Source organism: Collimonas silvisoli (genome assembly GCF_018305005.1).
In the GTDB taxonomy this organism is placed as follows: Bacteria; Pseudomonadota; Gammaproteobacteria; order Burkholderiales; family Burkholderiaceae_D; genus Collimonas; species Collimonas silvisoli.
Window position 1 is genome coordinate 53,181 of record NZ_JAGQEG010000006.1, and the last position, 22,185, is coordinate 75,365.

General features: G+C 57.4%; 22 protein-coding genes. 14 read left to right on the forward strand and 8 right to left on the reverse strand.

The genetic code is table 11. The features are described from left to right. Positions 1-27: 27 nt before the first annotated feature. Positions 28-1,113 carry an NAD(P)/FAD-dependent oxidoreductase gene (locus KHU33_RS02555; protein WP_211460941.1) on the reverse strand — a complete coding sequence of 362 codons (1,086 nt, stop codon included), beginning with the start codon at positions 1,111-1,113 and terminating at the stop codon, positions 28-30. Between the two features lie 226 nt (positions 1,114-1,339). After that, a complete protein-coding gene (gene fdxA / locus KHU33_RS02560; RefSeq protein WP_211460980.1) occupies positions 1,340-1,663 on the reverse strand; it encodes a ferredoxin FdxA in 324 nt (107 codons plus the stop codon). Positions 1,664-1,981: 318 nt separating this feature from the next. Between fdxA and KHU33_RS02565 the strand changes: the two genes are divergently transcribed. The 4 genes from KHU33_RS02565 (at position 1,982) to KHU33_RS02580 (ending at position 6,822) form a co-directional block, all read left to right on the forward strand. Beyond that, positions 1,982-2,920, forward strand: coding sequence for a cation diffusion facilitator family transporter (locus KHU33_RS02565; RefSeq protein ID WP_211460942.1), 939 nt, complete (start codon positions 1,982-1,984; stop codon positions 2,918-2,920). 171 nt (positions 2,921-3,091) lie between these two features. Then, entirely contained in the window at positions 3,092-4,285 is a 1,194-nt protein-coding gene (gene pncB / locus KHU33_RS02570) for a nicotinate phosphoribosyltransferase (RefSeq protein WP_211460943.1), read from the forward strand. A 112-nt stretch (positions 4,286-4,397) separates the two neighbouring features. Next, complete coding sequence (locus tag KHU33_RS02575; RefSeq protein WP_211460944.1) at positions 4,398-5,807, forward strand: sodium:proton antiporter; 1,410 nt, start codon at positions 4,398-4,400, stop codon at positions 5,805-5,807. A gap of 10 nt (positions 5,808-5,817) precedes the next feature. Further along, positions 5,818-6,822 (forward strand): 2-hydroxyacid dehydrogenase, encoded by a 1,005-nt coding sequence (locus KHU33_RS02580; protein ID WP_211460945.1) that lies wholly within the window; start codon positions 5,818-5,820, stop codon positions 6,820-6,822. A gap of 18 nt (positions 6,823-6,840) precedes the next feature. Here KHU33_RS02580 and KHU33_RS02585 read toward each other — a convergent pair whose 3' ends face one another. From KHU33_RS02585 to KHU33_RS02595, 3 genes are read right to left on the reverse strand one after another with little or no spacing between them, the layout of a single operon-like run. After that, positions 6,841-7,095 (reverse strand): acyl-CoA-binding protein, encoded by a 255-nt coding sequence (locus KHU33_RS02585; RefSeq protein ID WP_211460946.1) that lies wholly within the window; start codon positions 7,093-7,095, stop codon positions 6,841-6,843. 40 nt (positions 7,096-7,135) lie between these two features. Then, positions 7,136-7,348, reverse strand: a complete 213-nt coding sequence (locus KHU33_RS02590; RefSeq protein WP_211460947.1) for a hypothetical protein — start codon at positions 7,346-7,348, stop codon at positions 7,136-7,138. A gap of 51 nt (positions 7,349-7,399) precedes the next feature. Then, the gene (locus KHU33_RS02595; protein ID WP_211460948.1) at positions 7,400-7,756 is read right to left on the reverse strand and encodes an FKBP-type peptidyl-prolyl cis-trans isomerase; all 357 of its coding nucleotides are present in this window, start codon (positions 7,754-7,756) and stop codon (positions 7,400-7,402) included. Positions 7,757-7,988: 232 nt separating this feature from the next. Between KHU33_RS02595 and KHU33_RS02600 the strand changes: the two genes are divergently transcribed. The 6 genes from KHU33_RS02600 to KHU33_RS02625 all read left to right on the forward strand — a co-directional run bounded on the left by KHU33_RS02600 (position 7,989) and on the right by KHU33_RS02625 (position 15,337). Next, positions 7,989-9,005 carry a YVTN family beta-propeller repeat protein gene (locus KHU33_RS02600; RefSeq protein ID WP_230414011.1) on the forward strand — a complete coding sequence of 339 codons (1,017 nt, stop codon included), beginning with the start codon at positions 7,989-7,991 and terminating at the stop codon, positions 9,003-9,005. 5 nt (positions 9,006-9,010) lie between these two features. Further along, positions 9,011-9,874 carry a polysaccharide deacetylase family protein gene (locus KHU33_RS02605; protein WP_407928237.1) on the forward strand — a complete coding sequence of 288 codons (864 nt, stop codon included), beginning with the start codon at positions 9,011-9,013 and terminating at the stop codon, positions 9,872-9,874. Beyond that, on the forward strand, positions 9,871-10,857 hold the full coding sequence (locus KHU33_RS02610) for a sterol desaturase family protein (RefSeq protein WP_211460950.1): 987 nt from the start codon (positions 9,871-9,873) through the stop codon (positions 10,855-10,857). Before KHU33_RS02605 ends, KHU33_RS02610 begins: the two co-directional genes overlap by 4 nt. Continuing rightward, on the forward strand, positions 10,857-11,741 hold the full coding sequence (locus tag KHU33_RS02615) for an EI24 domain-containing protein (RefSeq protein WP_211460951.1): 885 nt from the start codon (positions 10,857-10,859) through the stop codon (positions 11,739-11,741). The genes KHU33_RS02610 and KHU33_RS02615 overlap by 1 nt, the downstream gene beginning before the upstream one ends. Positions 11,742-11,857: 116 nt before the next feature. Continuing rightward, entirely contained in the window at positions 11,858-12,658 is an 801-nt protein-coding gene (locus tag KHU33_RS02620) for a competence/damage-inducible protein A (protein ID WP_211460952.1), read from the forward strand. 117 nt (positions 12,659-12,775) lie between these two features. After that, entirely contained in the window at positions 12,776-15,337 is a 2,562-nt protein-coding gene (locus tag KHU33_RS02625) for a DUF349 domain-containing protein (RefSeq protein WP_211460953.1), read from the forward strand. A 124-nt stretch (positions 15,338-15,461) separates the two neighbouring features. Here the strand turns inward: KHU33_RS02625 and KHU33_RS02630 are convergent, their stop codons facing one another. Continuing rightward, positions 15,462-16,028, reverse strand: a complete 567-nt coding sequence (locus KHU33_RS02630; RefSeq protein ID WP_211460954.1) for a phasin family protein — start codon at positions 16,026-16,028, stop codon at positions 15,462-15,464. Between the two features lie 332 nt (positions 16,029-16,360). Here KHU33_RS02630 and KHU33_RS02635 point away from each other — a divergent pair, with 332 nt between their 5' ends. Continuing rightward, positions 16,361-17,296, forward strand: coding sequence for a histone deacetylase family protein (locus KHU33_RS02635; protein WP_211460955.1), 936 nt, complete (start codon positions 16,361-16,363; stop codon positions 17,294-17,296). A 3-nt stretch (positions 17,297-17,299) separates the two neighbouring features. Next, the gene (locus tag KHU33_RS02640; RefSeq protein WP_211460956.1) at positions 17,300-18,157 is read left to right on the forward strand and encodes a DMT family transporter; all 858 of its coding nucleotides are present in this window, start codon (positions 17,300-17,302) and stop codon (positions 18,155-18,157) included. A 6-nt stretch (positions 18,158-18,163) separates the two neighbouring features. Here the strand turns inward: KHU33_RS02640 and KHU33_RS02645 are convergent, their stop codons facing one another. Continuing rightward, positions 18,164-18,955 carry a helix-turn-helix transcriptional regulator gene (locus KHU33_RS02645; protein WP_211460957.1) on the reverse strand — a complete coding sequence of 264 codons (792 nt, stop codon included), beginning with the start codon at positions 18,953-18,955 and terminating at the stop codon, positions 18,164-18,166. A gap of 113 nt (positions 18,956-19,068) precedes the next feature. On the opposite strand from KHU33_RS02645, the gene KHU33_RS02650 reads away from it, so the two are divergent. After that, the gene (locus tag KHU33_RS02650; protein WP_211460958.1) at positions 19,069-19,836 is read left to right on the forward strand and encodes a class I SAM-dependent methyltransferase; all 768 of its coding nucleotides are present in this window, start codon (positions 19,069-19,071) and stop codon (positions 19,834-19,836) included. Positions 19,837-20,017: 181 nt separating this feature from the next. Next, positions 20,018-21,157, forward strand: coding sequence for a D-alanyl-D-alanine endopeptidase (gene pbpG, locus KHU33_RS02655; protein WP_211460959.1), 1,140 nt, complete (start codon positions 20,018-20,020; stop codon positions 21,155-21,157). 109 nt (positions 21,158-21,266) lie between these two features. Here pbpG and KHU33_RS02660 read toward each other — a convergent pair whose 3' ends face one another. Next, a complete protein-coding gene (locus KHU33_RS02660) occupies positions 21,267-22,049 on the reverse strand; it encodes an IclR family transcriptional regulator (protein ID WP_211460960.1) in 783 nt (260 codons plus the stop codon). Positions 22,050-22,185 lie beyond the last annotated feature (136 nt).

Consider the following 22,185-nt stretch of genomic DNA (forward strand, 5'->3'; position numbering starts at 1 on the left):
GCTTTTCTTGTGCTGCTGATCTGGAGTTTAGTCGAACACTGGCGATTCCACGCCCAGGATCTTGTGCAGTTTTGGCGATGTGGTGGTGTATTGCATGTGGATCTTCTTGTCCGGGAAGATGTAGGGCGCAGCGCCGAATGCAGCCAGTGCCGCTTCATGGAAGCCCGACAGGATCAGTTTCTTCTTGCCCGGATAAGTGTTGATGTCACCCACCGCAAAAATACCCGGCACATTGGTTTCGAACTTCTCGGTATCGACCACTTTCAATTGCTTGCGCTCGATATCCAGGCCCCACTCAGCGATAGGGCCGAGTTTTGGCGACAGGCCGAAGAACACCAGCAGGGTATCCAGCGGCAGGCGGCGGGTCACGCCGTCCGGGCCGGTAACCTTGATTTCGCTCAGTTTGCCGTCCTTGGCTTCGTGGCCGGTGACCTGGCCGACCAGGAATTGCATTTCGTAAGCTTCGCACATGGCTTTCATCTTGGCGACTGAAGCCGGCGCTGCACGGAACTCTTCGCGACGATGCAGCAGCACTACCGATTCCGCCTTGCCGACCAGATCCAGCGCCCAGTCCAGCGCCGAATCGCCGCCGCCGCAGATCACCAGGTTTTTGCCGTGGAATTGTGCCGGATCCTTGACCCGATAGAACAGCTGCGTATTGTCGTACTGATCGATGCCCTCGACCTTGATGGTGCGCGGCTGGAACGAGCCGACGCCGGCGGCGATGAAGATGGTTTTGGTAATGAAACGGGTGCCGGCCGAGGTTTCCAGATCGAAGCGATTGTCTTCGCGGCGCGCTACCAGCGTCACTTCCTGATTCAGGTGGAAGGTCGGCTCGAACGGTTCGATTTGCTTGAGCAGGTTGTCGGTCAGTTCCTGGCCGGTGCAGACCGGCACCGCCGGGATGTCGTAAATCGGCTTGTCCGGATACAGTTCAACGCACTGGCCGCCGACCACCGGCAGAGAGTCGATGACGTGGGCCTTGATTTCCAGCAGGCCGAGTTCGAAGACCTGGAACAGGCCGACCGGACCGGCGCCGACGATGATGGCATCGGTCTCGATCGGCGTGTTGTTGGTGGAGTTGGGTGCTGCAAGCTTGACGTTGGTATCCATGCGACGTTCTGATTCCTGTTTCAGTTGGGTCCCCCAAAACGCCGTTGCGGTGTGCTAACGATGGCTGCGACGGCGATTGGATTAAAGTTCTCGCGAATTTCTGTCTGACGGCGATAGGTGTTGCGCTGTGGCTGGGGGCAATGGCCTGGCTCAAATTGGCGGCTTAGCGCCGCTACTCCATTGGCCGCCATGCGAAGGCGGCCAGGGTCTAACTTAACGTTGCAAATTAGCGTTGCAAAAATTCTAATTTTTCTTTCACGTCTTTCCATTCATCGGCGTCCGGCAGCGGCGCGACCGTCTTGGTGATCGATGGCCAGTGGCGCGACAGGTCTTCATTGATTTTGATGAATTGCTGTTGGTCCGCAGGCACATCTTCTTCAGCGTAGATGGCGTTGACCGGGCATTCGGCGACGCAGACTGCGCAATCGATGCACTCGTCGGGGTCGATCGACAGGAAATTCGGGCCTTGGCGGAAACAATCAACCGGGCATACATCCACGCAGTCGGTATAGCGGCAGCGAATGCAGGATTCGGTCACAACGTGGGTCATAACAACAGTCCTATCTGTAAATTTAATCTTGAAGCGGGTCCTGAAGCAGCTCTTCAGGCGGCGGGTGTTTTCCAGCAAGCGGCGCTGTTCTACGCACCCTGTCGCAAAGCCTTGTATTTTAAGGTAATTCCGGCTTTCTCACAAACAGCTGTTATATAGAATCCATATAAGCAAATGTGAAATTCACATTAGCCGCAAACGCCGGTGTTTGATCAGTTTTACCACATCCGGCCGAGGCGTTTTGAGGCGGCAACGGGATTGCTTGCATCCACTTGCCAAAATGGCTATCGTGAACGCCTTTGTTGCTACGGAATAATTATGTCATCTCCCTCGGAAAGCCCCATCAAAGCCATTTTTTATGCCTTGGGCGCGAATGGCGGGATTGCGCTGGCGAAGTTTGCCGCTTCAATCTACACCGGTTCCGGGGCGATGCTGGCCGAAGCCATCCATTCGCTGGCCGATTGCACCAACCAGGTATTTCTGCTGATCGGCTTGAAAGAAGCCAGGAAGCCGGCAAACGCGTCCCATCCGATGGGTTATGCGCGTGTGGTTTATTTCTGGGCGATGATGGTGGCGCTATTGCTGTTTTTTGTCGGCGGCGCGTTTTCGGTGATGGAAGGTATCGAACATTTGCAGCATCCGCAGCCGATCAGCACACCGTGGATAGCCTTGGGCGTGTTGGGAGTATCGGTGGTGCTGGAAGCATTTTCCCTGCGCGGCGCGATGGTGGAAATCCGCAAGATCTCGCATGGCAAGCCATTCATGCAATGGTTTCGCGAAACCAGGCAATCGGAACTGATGGTGGTGGCAGGGGAGGATATCGCCGCGCTGGCGGGGCTGGAGCTGGCGTTTGTTGCTGTGCTGCTGACGGTAGTCACCGGTAATCCGCTGTGGGATGCCTGGGGCACGATCGCGGTTGGCGTGTTGCTGATGATCGTTGCGGTGATGGTGATCCGCGAAGTCAAAGCCATGGTCACCGGCGAGTCCGCCGCGCCCGAGGTGCATGCCGCCATCAAGGCGCATATCGAGGCCGACGCCGATGTGGCGAGCATCAGGAATCTGATCTCGATGCAATGGGGCGAGCAGGTGATGCTTGCGGTGCAAGCCGTGATGCGGCCGCAGCCTTCCGATATAGCGCTGGTCGATGCGATTAACCGTATCGAGGCCGGGATCCAGCAGCGCTGGCCCCAGGTGCACTGGTGTTTCTTCGAGCCGGATCATGCGGAGCAGGCGTCGGCTGTCGTAGAGACAGCATAAAAAAAACGGGATGACGCGACGAGTACGAAAACATTGTCATGTTGTCATTTTTGCTAAGATGTTCGCCATAAAAGGCTGCTGCCAAGTCGCTGTTGTAAGATGCAAGACCGGTTCAGATAATCTCCCAGGTTTCGCCAGCCATTTTTCATCACCGCCCTGTATTCAAATACCATGATCATTACTTCGCTGCTCGATACCGATTTGTATAAATTCACGATGATGCAGGTGGTCTTGCATCATTTTCCCGGAGCTGAAGTCGAGTATCGCTACAAATGCCGCAACCAGGGCGCTGACCTGCGGCCCTACGTCGATGAAATCCGCGACGAAATTGCCGGCCTGTGCCGTTTACGGTTTCAGGAACAGGAACTGGCTTATATGAGCAGCATGCGCTTCTTCAAAAGCGATTTCATCGATTTCCTCAGTCTGTTTCATCTGCAGCAAAAGTACATCAGCGTGCAGCCATCGGCGGCCGACAACGGTGAAATCGATATCGTGGTCAAGGGGCCGTGGCTGCATACCATCCTGTTTGAAGTGCCGGTGCTGGCGATCGTCAACGAAGTCTATTTCCGCGCGACCCAAACCGCGCCGGATCATGCCGAAGGGCGCCGGCGCTTACAGAGCAAGATGGCTCTGATTCGCGACGATGCCGCCATGGCTGGCTGCAAAATAGCCGACTACGGCACGCGCCGCCGTTTTTCGCGCAGTTGGCACGAGGAGGTGGTGCAGACTTTGCAGCGCGATTTCGCACAGCATCTGGTCGGCACTTCCAACGTTTATTTCGCCATGAAATACGGCATGATGCCGCTCGGCACGATGGCGCACGAGTATTTGCAAGCCTGCCAGTCGCTCGGCCCGCGGCTGCGCGATTCGCAGATTTTCGGATTTGAGATGTGGGCCAAGGAATATCGCGGCGATCTCGGGATTGCCCTGTCCGACGTCTACGGCATGGCGGCATTCCTGCGCGACTTCGATTTGTATTTCTGCAAATTGTTCGACGGTGCGCGCCACGATTCCGGCGATCCTGTCGAATGGGGCGAGCGCTTGATCAAGCATTATCAGGACAATCGCGTCGATCCCTCCACCAAAACCCTGGTGTTTTCCGATAGCCTGGATTTCGGCAAGGTCAATGAACTGTATCTGCGTTTCAAGGACAGGACCCGGGTGGCCTTCGGCGTCGGCACCAACCTGACCAACGATCTGGGTTACACGCCATTGCAGATCGTCATGAAGATGGTGCGCTGTAACGGCCAGCCGGTCGCCAAATTGTCGGATACGCCGTCCAAGAATATGTGCGACGACCAGGCCTATCTGAATTACCTGCGCCAGGTTTTCGAAATCGCCGGCCCGCTTGACGCAGCGGTTTAGCGTGTGGTGTCTTTGTTATTTATCCGATATTGTTTTCAGAATAAAATAGTGCGCTGTCTTGGTTGCATACCCAGTTGCACACCCAATCGATAACCTTATCCGGAAGATCCCATTGCATAAAAAAGCACTCGCACTCTTGATCGCCTTCCTGCCTGTAGCGGCGCAGGCCGCAGAACTGGAAGGAGCCCAATTGTCGATCTGGTGGGGCGTGCCTTTTATCGGTTTGCTGCTGTCGATTGCGCTTGGCCCCTTGTTGGCGCCTACCTTCTGGCACGATCATTTCGGCAAGATTTCGGTGGCTTGGTCGCTGGCTTTCGTGCTTCCATGTGCGCTGGAATTTGGTGTGCCGACCGCGGCTGCCGGCGTGGTGCATGCTTTCCTGGCAGAGTATTTCCCCTTCATTATTTTATTGACCGCCTTGTTCGTGGTGGCGGGCGGGATTTGTCTGCGCGGCCATTTGCGCGGCACGCCTGCCATGAATACCGGCTTGCTGGCGCTGGGCACCGTGCTGGCCAGTCTGATGGGGACCACCGGTGCGGCAATGCTGCTGATCCGGCCGGTGATCAATGCCAATGAAAATCGCAGGCATACGGTGCACATCATCGTGTTTTTCATTTTCCTGGTGGCCAACGCCGGCGGCGCATTGACTCCTCTGGGTGATCCGCCGCTTTTTTTAGGCTTCCTGAAAGGTGTCGATTTTTCCTGGACCTTTAAAAATATCTTCGGCCAAACCATGTTCATGTGGGGTGCGCTGCTGGTGATTTTCTATTTCCTCGATAATTATTATTTCCATGCAAAAGGCGAAGAATTGCCACCCAGGCCGGAACCGGCGCAACCGGGCGTCAAGCTGCATTTCGAAGGCAAATTCAACTTTGTATTGCTGGCGATCGTAGTGTTGCTGGTGCTGATGAGCGGTTTCTGGAAGCCGGGAATCAGCTATGACATCTACGGCACCAAGGTGGCGTTGCAGGATCTGCTGCGCGATAGCTTGCTGGTCCTGGTGATTCTGGCCTCGCTCTGGCTGACTCCCAAAGCGGCCCGTGACGGCAATGATTTCAGCTGGGGGCCGATCCTTGAAGTGGCCAAATTGTTTGCCGGGATTTTCGTCACCATCGCGCCGGTGATCGCCATGCTGCGCGCCGGCGAGCATGGCGCTTTCGGTCTGGTGGTCAGCGCGGTCACCGGCGCCGACGGCCAACCCAACAACGCCATGTATTTCTGGGCCACCGGCGTACTCTCGTCTTTCCTCGATAATGCGCCAACCTACCTGGTGTTCTTCAATACGGCATCCGGCGATGCGCTTGAGCTGATGACCAAGCTGGCAGCGACGCTGGCGGCGATTTCCTGCGGCGCGGTGTTCATGGGCGCCAACAGCTATATCGGCAATGCGCCGAACCTGATGGTGAAAGCCATCGCTGAAGAGCGTGGTATCAAGATGCCGTCTTTCTTCGGTTATATGGCGTGGGCCTGCGTGGTGCTGCTGCCTTTGTTTGCTGTGATGACCTTGATTTTTTTCCGCTAAGGGTGTGAATATGAAACCCAAGATATTGATGGCTAGAGCAGTATTCCCAGAAGTGATCACGAGATTGCAACAGCACTTCGAAGTGGAAAGCAACCAGGAAGACCGCATCTTCAGCGCTGCCGAACTGGCGGAAAAACTGCGTGACAAGGATGGCGTGATCGCCACCGCCAGCGAACGCATTTCAGCTGAATTACTGCAGGCCAGCCCGCGCCTGAAGGCAGTGTGCAATCAGGCCGTCGGTTATAACAATATCGATGTTGCCGCGGCCACCAAGGCCGGGGTGATGGTGACCAATACGCCCGACGTATTGAATGAGACCACCGCCGATTTCGGCTGGGCCTTGCTGATGGCCACCGCGCGCCGGGTGACGGAAGCCGAGCACTGGCTACGCGCCGGACACTGGAAGCAATGGCGTTACGATAGTTTTCTCGGCGCCGACGTGCATGGCGCTACGCTGGGCATCATCGGCATGGGACGCATCGGCCAGGCGATTGCGCGGCGTTCCTTGGGATTCGATATGCAAGTGCTGTATCACAATCGTTCACGCCTGTCGCCCGAGCTGGAAGTGCGCGCCAACCAGGCCCGTTATGTCAGCAAGGAAGAATTGCTGGCAGCGGCCGATCATGTGATTCTGGTGCTGCCGTATTCGAAAGAATCGCACCATACCATCGCTGCTGCCGAGCTGGCTTTGATGAAACCGGGCGCGACCCTGGTCAATCTGGCGCGCGGCGGCATCGTTGACGATCTGGCGCTGATCGCCGCATTGCGTGACAAGAAAATCGCCGCTGCCGGACTCGATGTATTCGAGAATGAACCGGCGCTGCATCCGGATTTCCTGGGATTGTCGAATGTGGTGCTGACGCCGCATATTGCCAGCGCTTCCGAGCCTACCCGGCGGGCGATGGCCGAGTGCGCGGCGGATAACCTGCTGGCGGCGTTGCTGCCGACGGCAGAGCGGAAATGGCCGCCGAACCTGCTCAATCCTGAAGTGCTGGGCCGGGTTACCTTAAGTTAAGCCGGCCCACAATCTGCCTTAGTCTTTCAGGCTTTCGACCAGGTCGATGTATTCCTGCTGTGCGGTTTCCTTGGAACTGCCTTTCAATTCGTTCCAGGCGTCCCATTTGGCGCGGCCGACAAAATCCGTCATGCCTGGGCGCTCGCCTTGCACGTCGCCGCTGCTGCCCTGTTTAAACAGCGCATACATTTTCAACATGGTCATGTTGTCGGGACGCTCGCTCAATGTCTTGGAGTCGGCCTGGGCTTGTTCGAATTGGGCTTGGAGGGTCATCGGAGTCTCGTATAAGTATCAGTAGATGGAAAAAAACGAATCAATCGGCAACCGCGCCGACTACCGCCGAACCCGCTTTAACGGTGCCTTCTACCACGGTAGAGGCAACCCCCACCGCGGCGCTGCCGACGCTGACGCCGGCGCTGACTACACTGCTGGTGACGCTGACGACGGTACAGCCGGCGAACAGCGGCAGCGTCACCAGCAACGACGCCATACGGCGTGAATACAAGACAAATACAGATAATTTCATCGGGCGGCCGTTGCGGGTAGGGGGAGCGTAGGGGAGCTTGGCAGGGGCTGCTTATACGCCCAGCAGTTCAACTTCAAAAATCAGGGTAGCGTTGGGCGGAATCACGCCACCGGCGCCGCGTGGGCCATAACCCAGCGCTGGCGGAATGATCAGCTTGCGCACGCCGCCGATTTTCATGCCTTGTACGCCTTCGTCCCAGCCTTTGATGACATGGCCTGCGCCCAGCGGGAATTCGAACGGGTCGCCGCGATCCTTGCTGGAATCAAACTTCTTGCCGGCGCTGCCATCCGAGTTTTGCAACCAACCGGTGTAATGCACGGTCACGTGATCGCCTGCTTTGGCTTCAGCGCCGTTGCCAAGGTTGATATCTTCAAACTGCAGGCCGGAAACGGTAGTGGTGGTCGACATGGGAGTCCTTTTCTAAATAATCATCAATGTAGGGCAGCGATCGAGAGTCACCGCAGCGTGGCGATTTGCTCTGTCCTGCCAGAGTAGTGCAGTGTAAACCAAAAACCGGCCGGCAACCCGTGCTGGAAGGCAATTCCAGCAGTGTTTCGCCATGGCCGGCTAACGTCATTTAAATCGATGGTGGCCATTCATGCGCGGTAAAATAGCCGTTTTCGCTTTTCAGAGTTTTGTTATGCCTGTATTTGTTCGCCGTTCCGTTGTGGCCGCTTGCGGCTTGTTGACTGCATTCTCCACTTTTGCGGCAGAGCCTGGCGCCGTAACGTCTGTTCCGTCTGCCTCTGCCAACGCTAATACAGTGGTTGTACTGAATTCGCGCGACGCCACCATTACTTTGCTGGACCAAGCAACTTACAAGGAAATCGGTACTTTCCCGGTCGGCAAGGAGCCGCATCACCTGATGCCGACGCCGGACAACAAATCGCTGATCGTGGCCGCCGCTACCGGCGATTCGCTGCTGTTCCTGGACCCGAAAAGCGGCCAGATCCAGAGCCAGGTGAAGGATATTGTCGATCCTTATCAAATCGGCTTTTCGCCCAACCAGAAATGGTTTATCGCCAACGGCCTGCGTCTCGACCGCATAGATATCTACGGTTACGACGGCAAGAACCTGAAACTGGCCAAGCGCCTGCCGCTGCCGGCCATGCCTAGCCACATGGCGTTCACCGCCGACAGCGGGCTGGCTTTCATCAGCCTGCAAGGCAGCGATGAACTGGCCGCGGTCGATCTGGCTACGCAACAGGTGAAGTGGACCATGCCGGTCGGCAAGCAGCCGGCCGGCGTATACATGACGCCCGATAACAAGTATTTGCTGGTAGGCGTGATGGGTAGCGATTATGTTGCCGTGATTGATTGGCGCACGCAAAAAATCATCAAGAAAATCAAGACCGGCGACGGCGCCCATAATTTCCGGCCGCAGGGCGACAATCGCCATCTGTTCGTCTCCAACCGGGTTGCCGGCACCATCAATGTGCTCGATTTGAACACGCTGGAAAGCGTCGGCAGTATCGCCGTTCCGGGCGGTCCGGATTGCATGGAAGTGACGGCGGACGGCAAAACCATGTGGGTCACCCAGCGCTGGCTGAAGAGGGTTTCGGTAGTTGATCTGACGACAGGTAAAGTGATCAAGACGATTCCGGTGGGGCGCTCGCCGCACGGCATCTATTTCAATAATCGCGCTTCTGAATTGTGATGCGCATGTTTCCCGCAAGCAGGCGTAATTTGCTGGCAGCCGCAGTGGCGCTGGCAACGCTGGCGCCGGCGACGCTGGCGTTTGCACAGCCGCAGCCGTCCAAAGCATGCAGCGGCACCATCTACCTGAGCTTCGATACCGGCAGCCAGTCGCAAGCCGAGTACATCGCCCAAACCCTGAGACGGCATCACATCAAGGCCACTTTTTTCATGGCCAATGAAAAAACCGTGAATGGCGATTACACCCTGGATCCATCCTGGGCGCCGTTCTGGAAAACCCTGGTGGCTGACGGCCATGCCTTCGGCAGCCATACTTTCGACCATGTTTACGCCAAGCGCGACCTGGCCGACGGCAAGATCGAAGTGAAGCCGCAGTTCGGCGCCAACGCCGGCAAACTGCTGGCCTGGACGCCGCAGGAGTATTGCGACGAACTGAATCGGGTTGACCAACGCTTCCAAACCCTGACCGGCGCCCATATCGATCACTTCTGGCGTACGCCCGGCGGCCATCTGACGCCGCATACGCTGGCAGCAGGAGAAGCTTGCGGCTACCGGCACGTGGCGTGGGCCGCAGCCGGTTTCTCGGGTGACGAGTTGCCCAGCGATAAATGGCCGAATCAGATGCTGCTGGAGCGCACGCTGAAAAATCTCAAGGACGGTGATATCGTCATGGCGCATCTGGGGATCTGGTCGCGTAAAGATCCTTGGGCGCCGGCAGTGCTGGAGCCGCTGATCAGCGGCCTGGAGAAAAAAGGCTTTTGTTTTGCCACGCTGCGCGACCATCCAGCCTACAAAGGCAACTTGAAAGGACCGGTCGCCGACACGAAGGCAGGAAATAAGACAGGAAATAAGGCTGGAAGCGCGCCATGACAGATACTTTGGCAGATTGGTTTGCCAGCGTCCAGGCGTGGCTGTTTCAGTCCCTGGTGCAACCGCTCATGTTCCATGCCGGTTTCAGCGAATATCTGGAAGACGCCTTCGACGGCACCGAATGGTTCTTGATTGGCGTCTGCGAATTGATCGTCCTGTTTCTTATCCTGCGGCCGCTGGAAGCCGTGATCCCGGTGCATAGCTTTACCGACCGCCGCGCGCGCTGGACCGATTTCATTTATACCGTGCTGTATCGCCTCGGCGCTTTTTCGGTGCTGGTGTTTTTCCTGGTCGATCCGCTGACGGCAAAAATCACCGAGCTGTTGCATCTGCAGGGAATCAACCCGTTCAATCTGGATAACCTGTTGCCCGGGATTACCGACCGGCCGCTGATCACCTTCCTGATGTATCTGCTGGTGCTCGATCTGTGCGAATACTGGTATCACCGCGCGCAGCATGGTTTCGGCTGGTTGTGGGGTTTGCACAGCCTGCATCACAGCCAGCAGAACATGAATCTGTGGAGCGACGATCGCAATCACCTGCTCGACGGCTTGATCCATGACGTCGTCATGGCCGTGGTGGCGCTGGCGATTGGGGTCGAGCCGGCACAATATGTGCTGCTGGTATCGGTTACCCGCATGCTGCAAAGCCTGCAACACGCCAATGTGCGGATTCACTTTGGCCGCCTGGGCGACGCCATCGTGGTCTCGCCGCGTTTTCATCGCTGGCACCATGCGATCGGCATCGGCCATGAGAGCAAGGGCAGGGGTACTCTGGGCGGTCATAATTTCGGCGTGCTGTTTGCGTTCTGGGATATCTTGTTTCGCAGCGCGCATTTCGGCCAGACCTTCGAACTTACCGGCGTGCGCGACCAGCTGCCGACAGCAGGCAGGCCGGCGCGCGACTACGGCCGCGGTTTCTGGTCGCAACAGTGGCTGGGCCTGAAGCGCATGGTCGAATTTGCCAGAAAGCCGTCCCGCTGATGCGCCCGGTACTGCTAGCCTTCGGCCGGGCTTTATTGTCGCAGCTGCATTACCGCATGCTGATGCTGACTTTCCTGCCGTTTGCATTATCGGTCGTGATCTGGGGGCTGGCCCTGTGGTGGGGTTTGCAGCCGATGATCGACTGGCTGCAAAAGAATTATTTTGCCGGCAACGATGGCTGGGGAATTGCCAACTATGTCCCCAGCTGGCTGGGCCTGGGCGCACTCAAAACCGTCATCGTGCCCTGGCTGGCGTTGTGGGCCTTGCTGCCGCTGATGATCCTGACCGCCTTGCTGTTCGTCGGCGCGTTTGCCTTGCCGGCCACTGCGCGCCATGTCGGCCGCCGTCACTTCCCCAATCTGGAGCAACGCAAAGGCGGCTCGCTGCTTGGCAGCATCTGGACTTCGTTTTCCGCTTTCCTGCTGTTCTGCGTATTGTGGCTGGTGACTTTGCCGCTCTGGCTGATCCCGCCGTTCGCCTTCCTGGTGCCGCTGGTATTGTGGGGCTGGCTGACATATCGGGTGTTCGCCTACGAAGCACTGGCGGCGCATGCAGACAAAGACGAAATGCGGGCGCTGCTGCGGATTCACCGCTGGCCGCTATTGCTGATCGGCGTGATTGCCGGCGCCATGGGCGCTGCGCCGACCATATTGTGGCTGGGCGGCGCCTTGTGGCTGGTGATTTTTCCATTGCTGGCGGCCGGCTCTATCTGGCTGTATGTGCTGGTATTTGTGTTTACCGGCTTGTGGTTTGAGTATTATTGCCTGGCGGCGCTGGCCAAATATCGGGCGGCTGCCGAGGCTGCTATCATCATGGCTGAACGCAGCGGCAGCCCGGTGATCCATCAGTTGTCCGAGGCATCGGAGACTTCGTGGCCGGATTAGCTTGCATGCGCCGGTAAAGTTTCGGAGTTAAGATCTGCATAGAATGCAATAGCGTTATTATTTTTATCATCTTTCTGCCATCACTTCCATTCATCCTCAGCTAAACGGCGATCCCCATGGCAATCGGACTTATCATCATCGGCGACGAAATCCTGTCAGGCAGGCGCACCGATAAGCACTTCCCGAAAATACTGGAAATGCTCACTTCCCGCGGCTTAAGCCTGGATTGGGCAGAATACATAGGCGACGATCCGGTCCGTATCACGGCGACTCTGAAACGTACTTTCGACAGCGACGACATCGTGTTTTGTACCGGCGGCATCGGCGCCACGCCAGACGACCATACGCGTCAATGTGCGGCGGCGGCGCTTGGCGTGCCGCTGGTGTTGCATCCGCAGGCACGCGAGAAAATCCGCGAACGGATCGCCGATACCGCGCGCGAGGCCGGACTCCCGCTGGACTACGACACGCCAGATAACCTGCATCGGCTGAAGATGGGGGAGTTTCCGCAGGGCGCCGCCATCATTCCCAACCCGTATAACAAGATCCCCGGTTTTTCGGTGCCGCACCAGGGCGCGGGGGCGCACTATTTTGCGCCGGGTTTTCCGGTGATGGCCTGGCCTATGTTCGAGTGGGTGCTGGATACTTATTACGCCGACAAATTCCATCAGAATCCGCAACTGGAACAATCGGTGCTGGTGTTCGAAGCCATGGAGTCGGCGCTGACGCCATTGATGGAAGCCATCGAGGCGGAGTTCCCTCTGGTCAAGGTATTCAGCCTGCCGCATGTTGGCGACGCTGACACCCGGCGTCACATCGATCTCGGTGTCAAAGGCGAACCGGTGCAGAGTGCTGCAGCGTTCAAGAAAATGCTGTCCGGCCTGGATCAGTTAAAGGCGGATTACCGGCCGGCGTGACGCTGAGCCGAGCCGCTTTCTACCCTACGCATTGACCTCATACGCATTGACCTCATTAACCAACCGCGTTTGCCGCTAGCGATTAGCGGCCATCCGCTTCTATCTGATTGCTATCACATGTTCGGATTTCTTTTCAAGCGCGCAGACCGTACCGACCGCAATGCGCCGCAAGCGGTTCCAGTTGCTCCCCAGGCGGCACAGCGCGCCGAAGCCAGGCAAATATCGGATCAAGCCAGACAGCAAGCGCTGCTGCAAGCACAGGCCTTGACCGATGAAGCTGCAGCAGTAGCGTTCATTCTGCAATCCACGTTTGCCGATGCGCGTCTGTGTGCGGCACAACAGGTGCACTCGCGCCCGGCCTTGGAACAAGTGCTGCAAGCATGCCGCAATACGGACCGGCGGGTTGCCAAACTGATCCAAGGCCGGCTCGACAGTGATCGTCAGCAACAGCAGATTGCCAACAAAGCGGCCGCATCTGTGGCGCAGGCGCAGCGCTTGCTGCAAGAGCAGCAGCTGATGCCGAACCAGGTTGCCGAGCTCGACCGTGGCTGGGACGCCAAGAACGTACCGGCCGAATTGCAGCAGCAATTTACCCGGTTGCGCGCGGCGCTGGCCGAGCGTCTGGCGGCCCAGGCCGACTTGCAACGCAGCGCCATCGGCTTGCTGAGCAGTGCGCGCACATTGCATCTGCAGATCAAAGCGTCGATGGCAGCCGAGCCGCAAAGTCTGCCGGATCTGGACGCACTGGAATTACAGATGGCCACCTGCACCAGCCATGCCGAGGCGCAAACCTTGCCGCGCCATCTGGCGACCGAGTTCGCGCAGGAAGCGCAAGCGCTGCGCAAACTGCTATCCGATTTGCAGCAGCATCAAACCGCTTTACAGGCACGCAGCGATCTGTTGGCAAACTGGGAAGCGGCGACCGCGGCGCTGCATCCGGAGACGTTGAAAGCCGCCTGGTCGGGATTGCCCAGATTGCCAGCGGCATTGCTTGACGACGGCCTGGAGCAGCGCTATCAGGCGCTGTTAAAGCAACATGCAGTGGTGATCGGCAAACCGGAAAAAATCCGGACTCCGGCAGCAACCGCCGAGGCCAGCGAGCGCCCTCAAATCGCTGAAGCCCTGGATGGTCTTGAAAAAGCCCTGGAAGACGGCGCGCTGCAAGTGGCGATGGATTTCGACAAAATGTTGCGGGCCATCGATTTCAAGCAGCACAAGCCGAGCGCCGAGCAGAGCAGCCGTCTGCTGCAGGCGCGCGGCGAACTGAGCCGGCTGCAAGGCTGGGCGCGCTGGGGCGGTAACGTTTCACGCGAAGAATTGACCAAGGCGGCTCAGGAGTTGTCGGAACAAGCACTGGCGCCGGCCGAACTGGCAAAAAAAATCGGCAGTCTGCGAGCGCACTGGAAGTCCTTGGATGGCAGTTCCGGGCCGGCGCCGAAAATCCTGTGGGAAGGATTTGACGCGGCTTGCACTAACGCCTATGCGCCAGTCGCGGCGCATTTCCAGCAGCAGGCTGAACAGCGTCAAGTCAATCAAGTCAGCGCTCGCGCGTTGATCGATGAGGTGCAGCAATATGCGCAGGCAGCGTTGTCGGCAGAGGCGGGGGCGACGCCCGATTGGAAAGCCATCGCCCAGTTTTGCCAGCAAAAGCAGCAGGCGTGGAAGAACCTGGGGCCGATCAATCGTAGCGAAAAAAAGACACTCGATAGCAGTTTCGCCACGACAATCCAAACTTTGCTGACGCCGCTGGCGCAGCAGCAAGGCATCGAAATTGCCCGGCGCGAAAAACTGATTACCGAAGCGGGGCAGTTGCCTGCCAGCCAGCGCGATACCGCCGAACGTGTGAAAGAATTGCAACAGCGCTGGCAGGAACAAGCCAAGGCGTTGCCCTTGCCGCGCCAGGACGAGCAAGAACTGTGGCAGCGTTTTCGCAGTGCCTGCGACGCCATCTTTGCCCAGCGCAAGGAGGCGGCGTCCAGCGCCGATGCCGAACGGCGCGACAATTTGCATCTGCGTGAGGAACAATGCGTTGCGCTGGAAGACGCATTAAGTCAGCCTGAGGCGGAGTTGCCGAAAATTTTGCAACACGCCCAGCAAGAATGGGCGCGCAGCGGGCAGGTGCCGCGTGCTGCCCAGGCGCAAATTGACGCACGTTTTCAGGCCGCGCTCGGTGCTTTGCAAGCGCGGCTGGAGCAGAGCCGGCGCCAGGCCGCGCTGGCGCAAGCCGATGCCTTGCGCGACAAGTTGATCTTGTGTCAAAAAATTGAAGCGCTCATCGGCGCGGCCGAGACCCCGATCGAATCTGACTGGCGCAACCGCTGGCAGGCATTGCCACGGCTGGCGCCGGCATTTGAAAAAGTCGTCGCGGCGCGTTTCGAACGTGCTTTGCAGAATGCCGGCAACTACGCCGCCACTCTTGAAAACCAGCGCCCTGTGTTGCAGCAGGAGTTGCTGCGCGCTGAAATCCTGGCCGGCATCGATAGTCCGCCAGCGCTTTCGCGCGAGCGTTTGCAATTGCAGGTAGAGGTGTTGCAAGCGTCGTTGAAGGCGGGCGGCCCAGCGAAAAATATCGAGCAGCAACTGTTGCATATTTGCGACTTGCCGGCCCTGATGGATGAGGCGGCGCTGCAGAGGTTGTTGAAACTGGTGGCTCAGGTCAAGCCTGCGGCGGATAAATAAAGTCGCCGGGCAAAAAAATACCCCGGTGAACCGGGGTAAGTAACGATACCGCTGTTGCAGGGTACCGAGGAGATTTCAGGCAGGCATGCCAGGAAGCAGGCCTGCTGCAATACAAAAATGCAAATTACTTCTTGGTCGAGCGAGCAGCAGTCTTGGTAGCAGCTTGCGTCAGTTGGTCGACAGCGGTGTTGACATTGCTTTCGATGGTTTCAACTGCTTGCTTGGTGCTCTTGGCGAACTGTTCGTAACCGGCGTTGGCGCTGCCGATTGCCGATTTGACGAAAGCAACTGCGCCTTCTGCGCCAGGCGGCACGTTTTTGGAAGCCTGGTCAACGAACTCGATGACTTTACGTTTGGTTTCCGCAACTTGCGCTTCTGCCGATTTGGCCAGTTCAGCTTGTGTGCTGGAAGCGATGCTGGCGAAATGACGACCGTAAGCAATCGCTTTCTCGGTGTTCGGCTGGGCCAGCGCTGCACTCAGCGCGAAAAATTCTTGTGGATCTTTAGCGGCAAACAATTTCTGGGTGGTGGCGTTCGAATCTTCCAGCGAAGCCTTGGCGGCGTTCAGGTTCAGGTCGATCAGTTTTTCCACGCCAGCAAATGCTTTAGTCGTGAAGTCGGTGAACAGGGCCAGATTGGATTCGAAATTGGCTTTGGCGGCGGCTGAAAATTGTTCTGCAACGGTAGACATGGCTTCTCCTAGGATTCGATGCTGTAAAAACGACATAAATAGGGCTAAGGGGTGGCTAGTATCTAGCCGTCGATTGCGTCTGCCAGTGGTCTTGAATGAACATTGTGCGACGCAACAATTTCATTGTAAATTATTCTGAAACGGTGTCAAGAGAATTTTTGTGCGCTGCAATATATTGTTTATATAAATTTAGCTAAAGCTTATGAAATCAAAGTATTAGCGTATTGGATTGTTGTTATTTTGAGCACTCCATTGCGTATGTCCCCTAATGTTAGACTGACTGTTTCATCTGATTTTCACTCTTGATCCCGATCTGATTCCCTGCGCCTATCTTGAAAGCCTTTTACAGCGACCATTTTGTGTTGCCTTTGCCGGCCGGCCATCGCTTCCCCATGCAAAAGTACCGGCTCATCCACGAAGCAGCGCTGGCCACCATCAGCGATATCGATTTCCACGAGGCGCCGAGCACCAGCGACGGCGTGCTGGCGCTGGCTCATCATCCGCACTATATTGCCGCGGTCTGCGCCGGCACTTTGGCCCAGAGTGTGCAAAAGGCTATCGGTTTCCCCTGGACGCCGCAGATGGTGGAGCGCTCGCGGCGTTCTGCCGGCGCCACCATTGCCGCCTGTCGCGCGGCGCTGACCGAGCCTGAGCGGATTGCGGTCAACCTGGCGGGCGGCACCCATCACGCATTTTCCGATCAGGGCGCCGGCTTCTGCGTCTTCAACGATGCTGCGATCGCGGCTCGGCTGATGCAGGCGGAGCGCCGGGTGCAGCGGGTTGCCATCGTCGATCTGGATGTGCATCAAGGCAACGGCACGGCGGCGATCCTGGCCAACGACGATTCGATTTTCACCTTGTCGTTGCATGGCGCCCGCAATTATCCGTTCGACAAGGAGAGCAGCGATCTGGATGTGGCGCTGGCGGATGGCACCGGCGACGCGACTTACCTGAGCGCATTGCAGGATGCACTGGCAACCATGATGGAACGTTTTTCGCCGCAGCTGATTATTTTCCTGGCCGGCGCCGATCCGCACGAAGGCGATCGGCTAGGGCGTTTGAAGCTGAGTTTCGACGGCCTGGCCCGGCGCGACGCCATGCTGCTGGAAACCGCCAGCCGCCACGCGATACCGGTGGCAATCGCCATGGCCGGCGGTTACGGCAAGAATATACAAGACACGGTAGCGATCCATCTGCAAACTATCGCGCTTGCGGCACATTTCGCACGTCAGCATGGCGCTGCGCAGCTGCCTACCCAATACGGATAATTCATGCATTCAGCCAGCCTTCCCACCGCATCGCGGCCAGCCCATCGCCTGTTGGCGGCCATGCCGATAGTGTTTGTGCTGCTCTGGAGTACCGGCTTCGTGGTGGCCAAATTCGGTCTGCCATATGCGCCGCCGCTGACGTTTCTCTTGCTGCGCTTCGTCGGTGTGCTGCTGGTCTTATTGCCTTTAGTGTTATTCATGCGCGCCCCCTGGCCTTCAGGCCGGATCGGTCATATCGCGTTTGCCGGAATCTTGCTGCAAGGCGGTTATCTGGCTGGGGTCTGGTGCGCCATCAAGCTTGGCATGCCGGCTGGCGTGTCGGCGTTGATTGTCGGCATGCAGCCTATCCTGACGGCGTTTGCCGCGCCCTTGATCGGTGAATCGGTGCGGCCGCGGCAATGGCTGGGCCTGTTGCTTGGCATTTGCGGAGTGGGGCTGGTGGTGGCCGCCAAAATTACTCTGATCTCGATCACGTTTGGCACGCTGTACCAGAAACGCAAGTGCCCGCATTTCGATTTACGCACCGGCACCATCATCCAGTTTGCCGCCTCGATCGCGGTGTTGCTGCCGTTTGCGATTTTCTACGAGCACCTGGGGCCTGGCCTGGATACGGTGCAATGGACGCCGCGCTTCATCGGCGCACTGCTGTGGTCGATCCTGGCCTTGTCGATAGGCGCGATCTTCTTGTTGTTTGCGCTGATACGCAAGAGTGCGGCAACCCGCGTCACCAGTTTGCTTTACCTGACGCCGCCGACCACGGCGCTGATGGCCTGGCTGATGTTTGGCGAAGTTTTCAGTTTGCCAGGCATGGTCGGCATGGCGCTGGCGATATTGGGCGTGTTTTTCGTCATGAAAAGATAAGCGCAGCTAAATGGACAGTAGTGGCAGCAACATCACCAGCTTCAGCTCGGGCCGGTTGGTCACTCGCAGATTGACTTGCCGATACGCCAGCCGGCCCAGCGTCGGATGAGTGAAGCGGCGTTCGCCGCCTTCTTTTTCAACCACATCATGCAGATTCCAGGCGCGCTTGAACGCGCTGCTGGCGGCGCTCAGGCGTGTCACCAGCTGGGCAATCTCCGGCTCGTCCAGATGCATGCCGCAATCGGCGCGGAATTCCGCCGCCAGGCGGCTTGCGCGTTGTTCCCAGTCGCTGATCAAGGCCGCGGCCTCGGGCGCGCAGTAGGTGTATTCGAGCAAATTCCGGCTGGCGTTTTTTTTGTCCAGCCAGCCGACGAACAAGGTCTTGGCGGCCCGGTTCCAGACTACCGCATTCCAATGGCGATCCAGCAGATAAGCCGGGGTCTTGATGCTGCCCGTGATCGCCAGTATTTCATCCGGGATTTCCTTGACCAGCGCATCCTGCATCTGCGGATCTTTCTTACCGGACAGTTCAAACAGATAGGCGCGCTTGGCGCGCGACAACTGCAATGCCTCGGCGATTCTAGCCAATGCCGCCGCCGATACCGAAACGGTGCGCCCTTGTTCTATCCAGGTATACCAGGTGACGCTGATGTCGCATAACTGGGCGATTTCCTCGCGCCGCAAGCCCGGTGTGCGGCGGCGCGCGCTGCCGCCCAGCCGTAATTCCGCTATCGGGAGCTGGGTGCGCTGGGTTTTGATGAATTCACCCAGTGCTTTGCGTTTGCCGGCTTGGTCCATGTTTATCCTGTTGTTTGTAGTGCTAGTATAAACACTAGTCTTGTAACAGGATAAAAAATAATTAAACTGGACTCTGCTCTAACTGCCCTTACCCATTCTTGAGGAGAGAACCGATGACCGTCGCACGCAACCACGATAAGGTGGTTTCTGAACAATTCGGCAGCACCGCTGCCGCCTATCTGACCAGCACCGTCCACGCTCAAGGCGAGGATTTACAGCAACTGGCTGCATTTGCCAGCCAATTTCCACGGGGCAAGGCGCTCGACGTCGGCTGCGGCGCAGGGCATGCCGCTTTTGCCATTGCACCGCATATGGGCGTGGTAACCGCCTACGACCTGGCGCAGGAAATGCTTGGCGTGGTAGAGCATGCTGCGATGGAGCGTGGTTTGAAAAATCTGCACGTGCAGCAGGGCAGTGCCGATGATTTGCCGTTTGCCGACGCCTGTTTCGATCTGGTGTGTACGCGCTTTAGCGCGCATCACTGGAAAAACCTGCCGCAGGCGCTGGCCGAAATGGTGCGGGTCTTGAAGCCGGGCGGCAAATGCATCGTGATCGATACCGCATCGCCCGAAGATGTCTTGACCGACACCTATTTCCAGTCTATCGAATTGCTGCGCGATACTTCGCACGTGCGCAATCGGAGCCTGTCGAGCTGGCGTCAGTTGCTGACCCAGGCCGGCTTGACGACGAGCGCTGATAAAAGCTGGAAGTTGCCGCTGCAATTCGATACGTGGGTGGCTAGGATGCGCACCCCGCCGGAAAGAGTGGCTGCGATCAAGTCATTGTGGGACAGTGCGCCGTCGGAAGTGGCGGCTTACTTTAGCCTGCAACCGGATTATTCTTTTGTAATCGACGCTGTATTGCTTGAATGTCACGTATAGGTGGTAGATACTAAATAAAATAACGGGCCGACGAGTTGCGGTAAAATCTATCTCGCAAATCGTCGCCAAGACATAGAAACTCGTTTAAATTAGTGCGCTAAGCCCCTAATTCTCTTGCAGATTTTCCTAGATTTGCCTACACTGCCACAAAGTTATAGATCGCCGCATATTGGAGCCGCAAATGGGCAAATCCGCGTTATTGGTTTTTTTGTCACTCTTCCTCGTGCTCGCGAACGCGCCTGCCGCTCTTGCCTCCGCTCAAACCAGCGACAGCACCGTCAAAAAAACTGTTAAAACTTCCGCTTCCGCCAACAAAAAGGCGGTGGCCAAGGCCCGCGCCAGAAAACATGCCGTGATCGCTGCGCGTGGCCGCAGCAATACGGCGTCTTTTAATAAAAATGAAAAGCTGGTGAAGAGAGTCGTGATGGTCCATGGCCGCCGCAAGGTGACTTTCCAACGCGTTGCATTCGCACCGGCAGTGCCTGTTTTGCCGCCGGTTCTATCGGCAGGCGAGCAAGCCGGATTGAATCTGACGCACGATCCGCTGGAACTGAAATCCAGCGTGGCGCTGGTGCTGGATCAGAACAGTTCGGAAGTGCTGCTGGATAAGAATTCCCAGGTCGCATTGCCGATCGCTTCGTTGACCAAGCTGATGACCAGCATGGTGGTGGTCGAAGCGAAACAGGATATGAACGAAGTGCTGACCGTGACCGATGAAGACATCGATCGCGAAAAACACAGCAGCTCGCGCCTGCGCATAGGTTCGCAACTGACGCGCGCCGACATGCTGCACATCGCCTTGATGAGTTCCGAGAATCGCGCAGCATCTGCGCTAGGCCGCAATTATCCGGGCGGCTTGCCGGCCTTCGTTGCCGCCATGAACGCCAAGGCCAAGGCTTTGGGCATGACGGAGGCTCACTATGTCGATTCGACCGGCTTGTCGCATCTGAATGTCGCCAGCGCCCGCGATTTGTCGCGTCTGGTCATGGCGGCTTATCAGCATCCGGTGATTCGCCAATATTCGACCGACGCCAAATATGTAGTGGAGCCGGGCGGCCGGCCGCTGCAATACTCGACATCGAACCACCTGGTCGAAAATCCTGAGTGGCAGATCGGTTTGCAAAAGACCGGATACATTAACGAAGCAGGGCGTTGCATGGTCATGCAAACCACGATTGAGGGCCGCCAGATCGTGATGGTGTTCCTTGATTCGCGCGGTAAATATTCGCGCCAGGCAGACGCCGACCGGGTCCGTAAATGGCTGGCTGATTCGCATCCTGCAACCTTGACGCGCGTAAAAATCGCGGACCGTCAAAGCTAGGATTTATCCGGGATTGAGCGTCGCCCGGATTGTCATCCGGCACAAAAAAACAGAGTTTATTCGCGATGAATAAACTCTGTTTTTTTTATGCCTTGCTTCGGCGCTGTGATTACTGTTGCGATGTATATCCCAGCACCGCGGAAATCTGATTTGCGGTGCTGATCAAGTCCTCCACCCATTCCTCTTGCAGGCGATCGGCCGGCGCCGAGATCGACAAGCCGGCGACCATCTTGCCGGAATCGTCGCGGATACCTGCCGCCATGCAGCGCACGCCCAGTTCCAGTTCCTCGTTGTCGCGCGCGTAACCCAGTGCGCGCACCAGGCTCAACTCGCGCTCCAGCTTGCTCAGATCGGTGATGGAATTCTTGTTGTGCCCGGCCAGTCCGGTACGGGTAGCGTAGGCGCGCACCATCTTCGGATCGTCGATGGATAAAAACAATTTGCCGGTAGAGGTCAGGTGCAACGGCGCCCGGCCGCCGATAGCGCGCACCACCTGCATGCCCGAGCGCTCTGAAAACGCGCGGTCGATGTAGACGATTTCATCGCTTTGGCGCACTGACAGGTTGACAGTCTGGTTAGTCTTGCGATGCAAACCGCGCATGAAATCGAGCGCCGCCTCGCGCACATTGAGCCGGCTTTTGACGACATTGCCCAATTCCAGCAGGCGCATGCCAAGCCGGTAACTGCCAGGTTCGGAGCGGTCGACAAAGCGCTTTACCACCAGGTCGTTGAGAATCCTGTGCGCGGTTGATGGATGCAAGCCGGTGACTGCCGACAATTCTTTCAAACTGACCGGATCAGGGTAGAGCGCCAGCGTATCGAGTAGCGAAATCATGCGCTCTATAACCTGGATCGAAATTTTATCGGCGTCGTCGGTAGTGGCTGTTTTCATTGGTGTATTGGTGCATTGCAATGGAATGTTTATATCATAATGTGAAAAATTGTGCTTTGCTATCGTCGTCAATTAGAGTGCGGCCACGAGCCGGCGCAGCACTTGTTATCGGAGCAAAAGCATTTAGCGTGCAGCG